Raw genomic sequence first — 13,458 nt, forward strand, 5'->3', positions numbered from 1 at the left:
TGCCAATTGCCAGAATATGAGGAGTGAAAAATGCCTGCGGGAAGACTCTCTCGGAGATTTGTGCGCGTAGCGCTGCAGGCCGTACCTCTTGTCTTGGGCGTGATTCTGTTGAACTTCACGCTGATACAGCTCCTGCCTGGCGATGCGGCTGAAGCTTTCGCCGCAGAATCCGGAGCCGCCACACAAGAAACAATGGATATGTTGCGTGTGCGATTTGGCGTCGATCAACCTGTGTTTGCCCAGCTGATCAACTATTTCCATAATCTCTCGCAGTTCTACCTTGGCTTTTCGGCACGTTATAATGCCCATGTCACGGATCTCATACTCGCGCGGCTGCAAATGACGGTGCTGCTGAAGTTTGCTGCGCTGGTACTCGCTTTTTTGCTGGGCATCCTTTTTGGAGTCATCATGGAGCGCTGGCGCAATAGGTGGCCCGACAAACTGCTGTCTTTGCTGTCTCTTGTACTCTATTCGACGCCCGGTTTCTGGATCGGCCTGATGCTCATCGTTGTGTTTTCCGTTCATCTCGGCTGGTTACCGCCGGAAGGGTCCCGTACGCTTGGTGGCGCTTCGAAGGGCTGGGCTTATGCATGGGACGTCGCTCAACACATGGTGCTACCCGTGGTTGCTTCCGCAACGTTCTTCGTGGCCATCTTTGCACGACTTACGCGTGGTGCGATGGTGGAAGCCCGCACTGCCGATCATGTGCGCACGGCGCGGGCGAAAGGACTCACCTCGCGGCAGGTGACCTTTCGTCATGTCCTGAGAAACGCACTTATTCCGCTCTCTACGATCACCGGTATGCATGTGGGAGCGTTACTCGGTGGTTCCGTCGTTATTGAAACGATATTCAGCTGGCCAGGGCTCGGGAGGCTGACCTACGAGGCGGTTCTGGCACGGGAATATGTCGTTCTGCTCGGAATTCTGCTGATCTCCTCCATTCTCGTAATCACGGCCAATATTCTCACTGATCTTGTGCAAACCTGGTTGGACCCGAGGATCGAAGCATGAATGCACCCAAGATAGCGGCAATTCCACAGGACATTGTGTGCCCCGCAAACGGAGTCCTTTCCGCTGTTCAAGCCGGAGCACCTCAACCTGAGGCAGAACCTGCATGGAAGGCATTTCTGCGGCATCGTTCTGCGGTCGCCGGTGCGGTGACGCTCCTGTTGCTAGTGCTCGCGGCACTTTTCGCCCGACTGCTCTTTCCAGACGACCCTCTTTCCACAGTTGCAGCGGCTGTTATCCCTCCGTTTCAACTGAGCGCCTATCCGCTGGGAACAGACCCTCTAGGCCGTGACGTCTTGGCTGGCTTGGTCCATGGCGCGCGCATGTCACTCGCCATAGGTTTGTTGTCGGCGCTGGTCAGCGTGTTCATCGGTGTGGTGGTGGGTGCGATTGCGGGCTATTTCGGCGGTTGGGTCGACGATGTCCTGATGCGCATTACTGAGCTCTTTCAGACCACGCCTTCTTTTCTGCTGGCCGTCGTCATCGTAACTATCGGCGGCCCGACGCTCAGTATGATCACGTTTGCAATCGGTGTCGGCTCGTTTCCGACGATTGCCAGGCTGGTGCGGGCGGAATTCCGTTGGTTGCGCGTATCCGATTTCGTGACTGCTGCCCGCAGCCAAGGCTACGGTAGACTACGCATTATCTGGCAGGAAATACTGCCCAATACTCTGCCGCCGGTAATTGTAACAACGTCCGTGTTGATTGCGTCGTCCATTCTCACGGAAGCCGGACTGTCATTTCTTGGACTGAGCGATCCTAATGTTCCAACTTGGGGAAGTATGATCGGCAATGGCCGCACCATGCTCCAGGATGCTTGGTATCTGACCGCCATTCCTGGCGGGCTGATCATTGTTACGATCCTTGCCATCAATCTGATTGGCGATGGTTTGAATGAGGCGCTGAATCCACGATTGAGGAATAACGGATGACCCGTCAGACACCCATTCTTTCCATCGTTGACCTTAAAGTAGCCTATGGCGGCGGTGGCCGTGCTGGAAATGCCGTCAACGGCCTGTCGTTTGATATTATGCCCGGCGAAGCGGTGGCGCTTGTAGGTGAATCCGGCTGCGGCAAATCCACGACCGCTCACGCAGCTATGCGGCTTCTGCCGGACACGGTGGCAATAAGCGGCGGAATCCGGTTCCAGGGACGTAACCTCATCGAAATTCCTGAAGCAGAGATGGAGGCGATCCGTGGCAATCGCATCGGTATGATCTTTCAGGAGCCGATGAGTTCACTCAATCCGGTTTATCGGATTGGCCACCAGATTGCGGAAGCCATCCGCCATCACCAACAATTGGACAAGATCCAGGTTCGCAAGCGTGTTTTGGAGTTGCTCGATTTGGTGCAACTTCCCGAGCCGCAACGTCTGATTGACGCCTATCCGCACCAGCTTTCCGGTGGGCAGAGACAGCGGGTGATGATCGCCATGGCGGTCTCTTGCATGCCTGATTTGTTGATCGCGGACGAACCGACAACGGCGCTCGACGCGACGATTCAGGCGCAAATCCTCGAACTGCTGGACAAGCTTCGGCGTGAGCTTTCGATGTCATTGCTGCTGATCTCTCACAATTTACCGTTAGTTGCCCGTTGGGCAGATAATGTCATTGTCATGCACCACGGTGAAAAAATGGAAGCGCTGGCAGCGTCGGATCTCTTTACCGAGGCCCGACACCCCTATACGCGGGGACTTCAAGGGGCCTCGATCCGACTGGACGAAAACAACCATTACCTTCAGCGCCCACTAGCTGAGATTCGCTCCTACCGGGATAGTTCGGGGCAGTATCAATTCGCACTGAACCAGCGGAACGCTCGTGAAAAAAACCGTCCCCCAACAGCAGCAACGTCTCTACTTCGCGTTGAAGGCATCACCATCGACTACGGCGACAAGCGCGGGCGACTGACGAGAGCAGTCGACAATGTCAGTTTTGAATTAGCAAAGGCCGAAACACTTGGTCTTGTTGGTGAATCCGGGAGCGGAAAATCAACTCTCAGTCGAGCGATCATGCAGCTTGTTCGCCCAACCTCTGGAGGGATATGGCTGGATGGAGTTAAACTTACGGGATTGAAGGATAGGCACCTGACACCGTTGCGACGTAATTTCCAGATGATCTTTCAGGATCCTTACAGTTCGCTCAATCCTCGCCGCTCGGTGGGCGATATGCTTGAAACGACCCTTGTCGTGCATGGGGTTGGTGACAAGGTGGAGCGACAGGCAAGAGTTCGCGGTATACTTGATAGTGTTGGCCTGCCAGCAACAGCATCTGGAAAATATCCACACGAATTCTCTGGTGGCCAGCGACAGCGCATCGCTATTGCAAGAGCGCTGGTTATCAAACCGAAACTAGTGGTCTGCGATGAGCCAGTGTCGGCACTTGACGTTTCGGTGCAGGCGCAGGTGCTCAATCTTTTGGTCGATCTAAGGCATGAGTTCAATCTCTCGTACCTGTTTATATCGCACGATCTCGCTGTGGTGCGATATATTTCCGACAGGGTCATGGTAATGAAGGATGCGAAAATCATAGAAAGCGGAGATCATGAAACAATTTGGCGCTCGCCCCAGCACGCCTATACGCGTCAGTTGATTGCCGCATCGGCCTGAATACGTCAGGGTTAACTTAACAGGGCCAAGTTGTCACCCTCTGTCCGTTGCCTTGAACCGGGCTGGCTGGCCCGGCTCTTTTTCTTCTTTAAGATCAGCCAACATAGGGACGTCGGCCAAAAAATTTGTGTCCGGGATCGTTGAAGCCTGGCGTAGAAGAATGCCCTGTTACGACAAGCTCATTCACCAGTGCCTCATCTTCCGCTGTAAAGCGATATTCGAGAGCTGGCAAATAATCCTCCCACTGCGCTTCGGTGCGCGGCCCGACAATTGGAGAAGTAATCAACCGGTTGTTGAGGACCCAGGCTAGGGCGAATTGGCCTGGTGTAATGCCGCGTTCCGCAGCATGCGCTGCAATCCTCTGCGCGATATCTATGGATTCTGGCCGCCATTCGGTCTGTTGCAGACGTCTGTCGTTGCGGCCGGCACGACTTTCCACCGATGGTGCCTCATTGATCCGGTATTTTGCAGTCAGTACTCCACGCGCCAAGGGACTATAAGGAACGACGCCCAAACCAAAATAGTCACATGCGTCTAGATGCTCGAATTCGATCTGGCGATTGGCGAGATTGTAAAGCGGCTGGCTAACGATGGGCCTATCGATACCGAGTTGATCGGCGACCCGGCTGAATTCAGCTATCTTCCAGGCGCGGTGATTGGAGAGGCCGTAATAACGGATCTTCCCCTGCGAAATCAAATCCCCCAGCGTGCGAACAGTTTCTGCGACATTCGTGTTATGATCTTCGCGATGTAGATAGTAAATGTCGATGTAATCCGTATCAAGTCGCTTCAGGCTGCCCTCTACAGCCCGGCGAATGTATTTGCGGGAAGTGCCTTGGCTGTTAGGGTCCTCACCACGTGGACTAGCGAACTTTGTCGCCAAAACCCAACTGTCGCGCTTGTCGCGAATGGTATTACCAACAACTACTTCTGACTGGAAGTTTGCATATCCATCGGCGGTATCGATGAAATTCACGCCCTGTTCAAATGCCCGGTCCACGATGCGCCTGGATGTAGGCTCGTCGGTTTCTCCGCCGAACATCATCGTTCCAAGACAAAGAGGCGATACATGCAGGCCGTTACGGCCAAGTGTTCTGTACTTTAAAGTCATATCCAGTTCTGTTCCTTGTATTTGCTTCCGAGAAAGCTATTGGGCTAAGCAGCGCCTAGCGTCCGTCGGCTGCTGCAAAACGCTAAAACGTGCGTATGAGGAGGTGCAAAACGTGGAGAATTTAATGTGTTGCGTAACACCCTGCACAAGTTTCAATTGGAGCTGGAGTGTCAACTATAATGCACTAAATCTATAGAGATGTTCTGTTACTGTTGGTTTGGATATGCGAGAAAATTTCTGGAGATTGATCGGGTTATAGAACGCTTTTCTAACGTCTGAACCCCACTTATCCCAGAATGGCGTTCAAAATCGCTTTGAGGGCTTCCAGTGGCGAGTCCATGCGCACTTTGCGTGAGTTCCGGATAGAAATGACGGTTGAGATCCTTGCATTATGCGCTCGACGAGCGGGCGTAATATGATCCTGCACCAGGACTACCCTCACCATGAAACTGTACTGCATGCTACTTGTCTGTTTTGGCCTTTCGGGGAGCGGTACACCTGTCGGCGTGTCTCCGGTTAAAGTGGATGTTGAGCTGGTTCTTGCCGTTGATGTCTCTTACTCAATGGAGATCGACGAACTGCGAATTCAACGGCAAGGTTATGTGGATGCCTTTCACGCGCCTGCACTCATCGATGCAATACAGAGCGGACCAGTTGGCAAGATCGCAGTGACCTACGTTGAGTGGGGTGGTTCTGCTGTCCAGGTCGTACCATGGACACTGATCGACGGCCCCGGTACCGCGGCGCAGTTTGCGGACGCTCTGGACCGACAGCCGATGAGCCGGATACCATTCACCTCGATCTCCAACACTCTTGCATTCTCGCGAGAACTCTTTCGGATCAACCTGTATCAAGGCATGCGGCGTGTAGTCGACATCTCCGGAGACGGTCCGAATAACGCAGGTGTTCCAGCACCCATTGCCCGCAATTTGGCTGTCGCCGAGGGCATCGTGATCGATGGCCTTCCAATCATGTTGATGCGTCAGGATTCAGCATCGATTCCGGATCTCGACGCCTATTACGAGAACTGCGTGATCGGTGGCGAAGGGGCGTTCCTATTGAAAATCACAGCGGCTGGCAATTTTGCAAATACTATTCTTCGCAAGCTTACAATCGAGATATTGGGGCAGACCATCAGCGACATGCAGGGGTCGAAGCCGCCATTGAAGCGTGTGGACGTCCGGGGAGACTACAATTGCTTTATTGGCGAAGAGATGCAGGAGGGGCGGATAGAACAATAGTTCCTGTCAGAAGCGTCGATTACATAAATCGCCGAGTAATCCATTCTTCTGAAACCAAAGACGGTTGTAGTATAGCAATTGGCAATAGATTGTGGACCCCGTCTACACTCCAATCTCATAATACTGCGCCTCAAACCAAGCACACTCTTTTCCCGAAACTCCAAAAACCGACTGCTGCGCCCGCTGGCAAGTGGGGTGGTCATGGGGGTGAGGAGAGGGCCGGTCAGCTGCTTGGTAGGTGTCGGCATTGTCATCGGTTGAAGTCGGGCGTTCCACACCTTCTCCAAAACTCTTTCAGCCCGCCCTCTCAGCAAAACTTGTTGGATCACTGATCACCACCAGCTTCTCCCATGCTGACCGATTAAAATTGTTTCACGATAACGCAGAGCGTTTCTATCGAATCTAGATGTCGGTTTGTACCTTCCGGTCAAACTTCTTTAGCTACAGCTGCTTGGTCACGTTTTTGTTGGGAGGCGTGCCACCAAGGTCTGCGATTGGCCCAAAGCGAACATCTTGGATTTCGTAACAGAACGACGGCTTGCGTCGGCCATTCGGCCGTCGAGCCCACTTCCACGTTGCCCCAAAAGCAGCCCTGATCGCGGGGCGGGGAGCGGTCGCGACGAACGCGCCTATCCATTAGCATTGCTCTCAGGGCAAGAGGGTTAGTCGCAAACCAACTACGATGCCTTCGCTTGGCCGAGTCCCTGCACACCGTCAGCAAATGCGATGAGATCCAAGCCTTCCAAATTCTTTTGGGTCCGTTTGGTTTTGTACGTAATACATCCGTTTTTCGTATCTGCTTTGGTAACTTCACACGTGAACTGCAGCGTGCACTTCGAATGAACAAAAATGGTACTTGCTAAAACGGCGAGGAGATCCCCGCGCGCGATAGAAACAAGATGACCTGACGCCCTCCGTCCATAGTGATGAGTCCATAGGGAATGGGATGAGGGGAGATGGATTGTTCTTCCATCAACGAATGTGCCCCACAAGTAGATAAGCTTGCTTAGTCGGCCGAAGGCTCGCAGCCCTAGGCCATCGGCCGTGAGGTTGTAGGAACGCGCGTCCGGTGCAGTGTTGAGACGGTAACCTAGTGGCGATGGAAATCGTAATAGGTTGTCGTCAATCGAGGATCGTCATCCACAGCCCGCAAACGACGTGTCTTCTTCGTCGAAATGGATGTGTTCATGACGGTGATTAGTGCTTCATCGACGGGATGGAGCGCTTGCAGATTGTGAAAACCGAAAGACTGATCGAACCAGTTCTCGATCAGTCCTATTTTATTACGAAATGCAATCGTGCGCGATCTGTCCTGTAGATCGCTACGAAATACTCAAGGGGGTCGTCTCCATCTCCGTAGGAGCAGGATTCGATCGATACGAGGGGCGTATTCGGTGCGACTTGAAGAAGCTGAGCTTCTTCGTGTGTCGGCGTGTATGCTTCAATCCACCTCTCGGCGCGCTTCAGGCTGATACCGTATTGTCGGCGAAGTGTCTCATAAAGCGACCTTTTCTCGAGAGGTAGCGCCTCAAGTCCCGGGACCGCGCTCTGGCGCAGGCTTATGCGAACGAGTGTTCTTGGCTCGCCGTCAACCAACATGACGCGATCGATCATGACGACCCGCTCGTCTCTCTCCAGTCTCAGCAGTTTTCGCGCACGCGATGTAGGAAGAGCGACTTCCTGGCGAATGACATGCCGAGTTACGAGCTTGTTCTTGCCCATCAATTCGTCGCTGAAGCCCACCGTCGACCCGATGAAGTCCTGCTCGTCACGCCGTTCCGCAACGAAAGAACCTTTGCCCTGATGTTTGTATACCAATCTCTCAAACACGAGCTGTTTCAGTGCTTCGCGCACTACGGTGCGCGACACATTGAATTTCGCGCAAAGTTCAGTCTCAGAAGGCAGCTTTGAGCGTGGTTCCATCCTGCCATCCGCAATCATTTCGATCAGCGACGACTTAACTTGTGCCCATAGCGGTGTTCCACCGTCACTGATCGGCCGCCGTTCGGTTAACGGCTCGCTGACCGGATCACGTGGATGCGTCCGCTTTTTTAGCACTGTGTTCATGACGGAATCTTTACTCCAACATGATGACGCAAGCGAAGAGAATCGATTGTTTGAGTAATTTCTTGCTCTATGCGATTGCGATCCCAAGCCAACAATGCACCGACGATTTCCGCGATTTCTCGAACAGCATGGCTATTCGCCCTGTTTTCAAATGCCATCAGAGTCCGTCTTAGAACAATATCGGCAAGCCGCGTTATTCGCTCATTCTTCGCAATCACAGTGATCTCACCAACAAAATAATCCGAGGCAAATTCTAGCCGGTCATGATGACAAGCTTGAACCTCAGCTGCAACAATTTCGGCAGTGCTACCGTAGCGCTCCAGCAGTGTTGTGGCGCTATCGACTGTCAACTTATGCGTTACAGCTAGGTCCTTGGCCTTTGCCGCAAACTCGGAAGGCTTTGAAGGGAAGCGTTTACCTCCACCAACGGGAATATCGATTGTGTCAACCGTCCTTTTCTTGCCGCGATGCCGCAAGACCTCGTCAGCCATCTGTGCTGCGCAGGCGCGGTAGGTGGTCCACTTGCCGCCGACCAAGCTCAGAACGGGGAATCCACGCTCGTTTGTTGGGGGCAAGGTTTTGAGATAATGATCGCGGCTTATAGCCCCTGTTGCTCCGTCTTCATTGAAAGGGAGGGGCCGGACCCCGGCATAAGTGAACACGATATCTTCGCGGCTCGGTGTTACATCAGGCAAGACTTGCTGCAAAACGTCGAAGAGGTAAGTAATTTCGTTTTCAGAACAAACCGTATCGTCAGGATCACTGGTACGAAGATCGGTTGTCCCAAGCAGCACATGGGTTTCGTCAAGCGCGTAAATCAAACAGGCGCGATGGTCGTGAGTTTCGAAATAAAGCATCAGATTATTGAGTTTTGCTGCGAGGTCTGACCGCTTGAGTACAACGTGCGAACCTTTTGTTCCACCCATGAGGCGAAGGTTGATGCCCAGCGATTGATTGACCTGATCCACCCACGGACCTGCACAATTGACCACCATGGAAGGCTGGAGCCAAAAGCTCGTTCCCCCTATCTCATCATAAAGCTCTACCTTGCTATCCAGCGTCCGCCGTAGCGAAACGTAAGGGATTGCAATGGATTCCGGGCAGTCCTGCTCAGCATCTCCGGCCAGTTCGAGCGCCAGGCGTTCCGGATGTGTTACACGCGCATCGTAGTATTCGGCAACGGCCTTAACTTTCCTCGAAAGCTCGGACAAATGGCTGCGTACCTCTTTTGCGCTCACCAACCGATGACGCGGCATTGTTTGATTAGCCTTGCCGAACCGATCGAAGAAGGACAGCCCTAGCTTAATAACAACGATCCCCTTGGCGCCGGGTGTCTTCTTAAGGCGCAAGAATCTCAAGGCTGCCGAGAAGGTGCCTCCAACCCAACTGAAGGCTGGCACCCACACGCGCAATGGGTGGACAAGGTGCGGCGCATTCAACAGCAGGTGATTTCGTTCGATGACGGACTCCTTAACCAAAGCAAATTCGCCCGTTTCGAGATAACGCAAGCCTCCGTGTATCAACCGGGATGGGGCCGCACTCGTGCCCGAGGCAAAGTCTCCCTTATCCACAAGGACTGCGGGGCAGCCCTGGAGGGCCAGGTCCCTGTAAAGACCCAAGCCGTTGATGCCACCGCCCACGATCAAGATGATGTCTGTCTCTGACTCCCTGGAGCGCAATTGCTCCAGAACATCACTTCTTGTTCGCATACCCACGCCTCCCAACGCATTTAGTTCAACCAACTTCAAGACCGCTAAACTCAGATACTTATAATTACAAGTTTGTGGCGTGCAATGATTTTTTCGTCCGACAGCCGAATGGTTGACGCAAGTCCATCAGTCGTGTTTCAGGGAAAATTGGGTCAACTCGCAAAGTTGGTTGACTCTAAAAAAAGATCAAGTACGGTAACTCGTAATTACAAGTTGCTTTGAATTCAGAATGCGGTTCTGACAAGTCCTGAGGAGAGGGCGAGGAAGCAGCAGTGGTGGGAGGAGATATGCGTGAGCGCCTCATTGGCATAGATGCCGGAGGGACGATGACGAAGGTTGCCTTGTTCGATCCTCTTGGAAACGAGCTGGGGTGTGAGCGTCGCCCAAATAGAATGTTATTCCCGAAAGCGAACTGGACCGAACGCGACGCCGACGCGATGTGGCATGCGACTTGCGAAGCAATTCGCAATCTGATGGAGAAGACCAATACTGCACCAGAGCAAATCGTTGCAATCACACCTTCGGGATTTGGAGCGGGCGTCTTTGTCGTCGACAGGAGCGGGAATCCCGTACGAAACGGCATTGTGTCAACCGACTCCCGCAGCAGTGCAATTATCGGCGAATGGGCTGAGAGTGGGTTGATCAGTGATCTGCCGTCGCAGATACAGCAGCAGATTTGGCCCGGCCAGACCCTCGCTCTCCTGTCATGGTTCTCTCGTTTTGAGCCTGAGACGGTAGAGCGAACGGCTCATGTTCTGCTGTGCAAGGATTTTTTGAGAATGCGCCTTTGTGGCGATGTTTCCACCGATCCTACGGATGCCGGTTGCGCTGGCGTCGTTGATGTAAATTCGGGGTCGGTAGCAACTGGCGCACTTGAACAGCTTGGTCTTAGTGCTTGGATCAACAAACTGCCTCCGGTTCGACCGTCGACTGAGGTCGTTGCAGGCCTCAGCGACGCGGCTGCAGAACAGACGGGGTTGCTCGCCGGAACCCCCGTTGCCCGGGGTGTCTATGATGTGGTGGGATGCGCGCTTTCTTCGGGCGTCGCGACGTCCAACCAGCTTGCAGTTGTCGCTGGCACATTCAGCATCAATTCCACTCTGCATAGTCGTCCGGCTCTGAATCCGCTGCCGACGATCCAGGCGGCATACCCTGTAGCCGGAACATTTCTCGCGACCTCTGCAACCCCGACATCAGCGAGCAACCTCGAATGGATGTGCAAGACTATGCTCGCCGCAGAAGGCGACCGTGCAATTCGTGAAGGCAAGTCGATATACGATGTATGTAATTCTCTCGTCGATGTTGCGCTTCGACGCGACAACGACATCCTGTTTTTTCCCTTCCTGTTTGGCGGTCCAAAGGGCGCACCGGGCGGCTTCCTCGGGCTTACCGCAGACAACAATCTCGGCGACGTGATGCGCGCAGTCTATGAAGGCATCGTCTTTGCACACAAATACGATCTTGAGACCCACCTTGCAGGGCCTGACGCGGCAACTTGCGATGTCGTGCGTCTTGCCGGCGGACCCTCGCGGAGCGACGTCTGGGCTCAAATGTTTTCCGATGGGCTTAATCTTCCAGTCGAGATAGCCAATGGCACGGAATTCGGCGCCAAGGGCGCCGCCATGTGCGGTGCCGTCGCCAGCGGACTCTATCCGGACGTGCAGACGGCGATCGACAAGATGGTGGTGGTTGAACGCCGCTTTGATCCCGATCCAACCAGGGTGGAGGCGATCGAAGAAAAATACGGCAACTACAGGGATGCTGTCACAAGCATCGGCGCCATCTGGAATATGCAGAAACTACGCAGAAACACCCGTCCACCAGTTCTGGTGGAGGATGAAACCAACCTTGCAAACTAAACGGCACAACGCAGGAACAAAGATAATGGCTCATATAGGAGATCTGGTCTCGGAAATGCTGGCACAATATGGCGTGGAGCTCATATTCGGCATGCCTGGGGGCCAGACCACGGCACTTCACGACGGCATCTCACGACGTACCGATCGCATTCGCCATGTTCTGATGCGCGACGAACGCAATGCGGCCTATGCGGCCGATGCGTATGCTCGGTTGACAGGCAAGCCTGGCGTTTGCGATGTCACGGTCGGGCCAGGCGCCAATCTCCTGTCTGCAGGTTTCGTAGAAGCGCTCAACGCGTCCATCCCAATGATAGGTATTGTCGGCGAATTGCCGCTCGACTGGCTGCCGCTCAAGGAAAAAGGTATTGCCTCCCAAGGCTTTGATCAGCTGACGTTCTTCAAGTCTATCTCGAAGGACGCTTGGCTGGTCCCCTCTGTTGCCGCTCTGCCCGAATTGATCCGCACCGCATTTCGAACCGCCACTTCGCCGCGACAGGGCCCAGTTGCCCTAATCATACCGCATGACATATTCGACGCAGATTGGGACGAGGACGCAATTAAAATCGCCGTCGACGACCGGGCGATCCGCGCCCCGTATTTGCGCTCGGCGCCCCCTGCCGGCCCAATCGAAGATGCGATCGCTCTCATCCGGAAGAGTAGGCGGCCTGCGCTCGTATGCGGTGGCGGCGTGCACGGTTCGTCCGCGACAAAGGAGGTTGGCATATTCGCCGAGAAGCTGCAGGGGCTGGTCGTCACAAGTTTAACGGGACGTGGTGCTGTTGCCGAAACCTTGCCTTACGCCGCCGGAGCATTGAACCCGCTTGGCTCCTGGGCCGCTATTGAGCTTGTCAAAGAAGCCGATCTTGTCATCTGGTGCGGCTCAAAGGCCAGTCAGAACACGGCAATGAACTGGACGTTGCCTTTGCCTGAACAAGCCACAATTACGATCGATGCCGACCCTCTGGAGCATGGTCGGACCTTCCGCCCAACCGTCCCGCTGTTCGGTGATATTCGCGAGGCTTTGACGCTCCTGAACGCATCGCTGGAGGATCAGACACATTCGGAATGGATCGAACGGATTAAAACCGTCAAGGCGGAAGGGGAAGAGCAGAAACGCATTGAGATCGAAAGCGATCAAATCCCGATCTCTCCGCCGCGCGCGATGTACGAATTGGCTAAGCGGCTTGGCGAGGATGACATAGTAATCTCAGATGCCAGTTTCTCGGCGGGATGGATTGCGAATTTCCTCCCCGCTAAAAAGGCTGGCCGCGGCTTCCTCTATGCCAGAGGACAGGGTGGTTTGGGTTATTCAACGCCGGCAGCTGTCGGCGCCGCCGCAACGCGTCCTGATGTGCGTATTGTAACCGTGGCTGGAGACGGCGGGTTCTCCTATACGATCGGGGAATTGGCAAGCCAACTGCAACACAAGCAACGGGTGGTGAACATCGTCCTCAACAATGGCCGTCTGGGATGGATCCAGCTGTGGCAGGACATTTTCTTCAAGAACGTTCAGTCTGCGCTTTTGGAGAATCAGAGCTGTAAGCCGGGCTTCGCTGCTGCCGCGCAGGGCCTGGGTCTTGAAGGCTTCTACGTCGAAACACCCGACGAGATCGGCCCGGCTCTCGACAAGGCATTTGCCTGCGAAGGGCCATCAGTCGTCGAGATCCGCATCGACGATCTGGCAACTCCCATCCACAGTTTCAAGCGACGCATGAAAGAAGGCGCGAGCGAGCCACGTCCGCGTCCCGGTACTGTCTATAAGCTACGGGATTGGAAGATATCCCCTGCGCTGGACTGAGCGCTCTTTCAGATCTTCGTGGAGGGCGAAATTCTGAAAGTAGAAGAGTGCTGTTACGAG

Annotated in this window: 9 protein-coding genes; 6 read left to right on the forward strand and 3 right to left on the reverse strand. The window is 54.2% G+C overall.

The window, feature by feature from the left end:
- Window positions 1–30 precede the first annotated feature (30 nt).
- From K9U38_RS10915 to K9U38_RS10925, 3 genes are read left to right on the forward strand one after another with little or no spacing between them, the layout of a single operon-like run.
- Entirely contained in the window at window positions 31–1,011 is a 981-nt protein-coding gene (locus K9U38_RS10915; protein ID WP_224494345.1) for an ABC transporter permease, read from the forward strand.
- On the forward strand, window positions 1,008–1,940 hold the full coding sequence (locus K9U38_RS10920) for an ABC transporter permease (protein WP_224494346.1): 933 nt from the start codon (window positions 1,008–1,010) through the stop codon (window positions 1,938–1,940). The genes K9U38_RS10915 and K9U38_RS10920 overlap by 4 nt, the downstream gene beginning before the upstream one ends.
- Window positions 1,937–3,613: an ABC transporter ATP-binding protein gene (locus tag K9U38_RS10925; RefSeq protein WP_224494347.1), complete on the forward strand. Its 1,677-nt coding sequence runs from the start codon at window positions 1,937–1,939 to the stop codon at window positions 3,611–3,613. Before K9U38_RS10920 ends, K9U38_RS10925 begins: the two co-directional genes overlap by 4 nt.
- A gap of 94 nt (window positions 3,614–3,707) precedes the next feature.
- Here the strand turns inward: K9U38_RS10925 and K9U38_RS10930 are convergent, their stop codons facing one another.
- Window positions 3,708–4,724 carry an aldo/keto reductase gene (locus tag K9U38_RS10930; protein WP_224494348.1) on the reverse strand — a complete coding sequence of 339 codons (1,017 nt, stop codon included), beginning with the start codon at window positions 4,722–4,724 and terminating at the stop codon, window positions 3,708–3,710.
- A 443-nt stretch (window positions 4,725–5,167) separates the two neighbouring features.
- Between K9U38_RS10930 and K9U38_RS10935 the strand changes: the two genes are divergently transcribed.
- Entirely contained in the window at window positions 5,168–5,965 is a 798-nt protein-coding gene (locus K9U38_RS10935; RefSeq protein WP_224494349.1) for a DUF1194 domain-containing protein, read from the forward strand.
- A gap of 1,275 nt (window positions 5,966–7,240) precedes the next feature.
- Here the strand turns inward: K9U38_RS10935 and K9U38_RS10940 are convergent.
- Window positions 7,241–8,032: a GntR family transcriptional regulator gene (locus K9U38_RS10940; RefSeq protein WP_224494350.1), complete on the reverse strand. Its 792-nt coding sequence runs from the start codon at window positions 8,030–8,032 to the stop codon at window positions 7,241–7,243.
- Window positions 8,029–9,741, reverse strand: coding sequence for a glycerol-3-phosphate dehydrogenase/oxidase (locus K9U38_RS10945; RefSeq protein ID WP_224494351.1), 1,713 nt, complete (start codon window positions 9,739–9,741; stop codon window positions 8,029–8,031). Before K9U38_RS10945 ends, K9U38_RS10940 begins: the two co-directional genes overlap by 4 nt.
- A 287-nt stretch (window positions 9,742–10,028) precedes the next feature.
- Between K9U38_RS10945 and K9U38_RS10950 the strand changes: the two genes are divergently transcribed.
- Window positions 10,029–11,600: an FGGY-family carbohydrate kinase gene (locus K9U38_RS10950; RefSeq protein WP_224494352.1), complete on the forward strand. Its 1,572-nt coding sequence runs from the start codon at window positions 10,029–10,031 to the stop codon at window positions 11,598–11,600.
- Window positions 11,601–11,625: 25 nt separating this feature from the next.
- Window positions 11,626–13,398, forward strand: a complete 1,773-nt coding sequence (locus tag K9U38_RS10955) for a thiamine pyrophosphate-binding protein (RefSeq protein WP_224494353.1) — start codon at window positions 11,626–11,628, stop codon at window positions 13,396–13,398.
- Window positions 13,399–13,458: the final 60 nt, after the last annotated feature.

The sequence above is a fragment of the Phyllobacterium lublinensis genome, from assembly GCF_020164435.1.
Taxonomy (GTDB): Bacteria; Pseudomonadota; Alphaproteobacteria; order Rhizobiales; family Rhizobiaceae; genus Phyllobacterium; species Phyllobacterium lublinensis.

What these genes read in the sequence shown, in the direction of transcription:
- K9U38_RS10915 (WP_224494345.1), top strand. Translation starts at nt 31, where the DNA reads ATGCCTGCGGGAAGACTCTCTCGGAGATTTGTGCGCGTAGCGCTGCAG.
- K9U38_RS10920 (WP_224494346.1), top strand. Translation starts at nt 1,008, where the DNA reads ATGAATGCACCCAAGATAGCGGCAATTCCACAGGACATTGTGTGCCCC.
- K9U38_RS10925 (WP_224494347.1), top strand. Translation starts at nt 1,937, where the DNA reads ATGACCCGTCAGACACCCATTCTTTCCATCGTTGACCTTAAAGTAGCC.
- K9U38_RS10930 (WP_224494348.1), bottom strand. Translation starts at nt 4,724, where the DNA reads ATGACTTTAAAGTACAGAACACTTGGCCGTAACGGCCTGCATGTATCG.
- K9U38_RS10935 (WP_224494349.1), top strand. Translation starts at nt 5,168, where the DNA reads ATGAAACTGTACTGCATGCTACTTGTCTGTTTTGGCCTTTCGGGGAGC.
- K9U38_RS10940 (WP_224494350.1), bottom strand. Translation starts at nt 8,032, where the DNA reads ATGAACACAGTGCTAAAAAAGCGGACGCATCCACGTGATCCGGTCAGC.
- K9U38_RS10945 (WP_224494351.1), bottom strand. Translation starts at nt 9,741, where the DNA reads ATGCGAACAAGAAGTGATGTTCTGGAGCAATTGCGCTCCAGGGAGTCA.
- K9U38_RS10950 (WP_224494352.1), top strand. Translation starts at nt 10,029, where the DNA reads ATGCGTGAGCGCCTCATTGGCATAGATGCCGGAGGGACGATGACGAAG.
- K9U38_RS10955 (WP_224494353.1), top strand. Translation starts at nt 11,626, where the DNA reads ATGGCTCATATAGGAGATCTGGTCTCGGAAATGCTGGCACAATATGGC.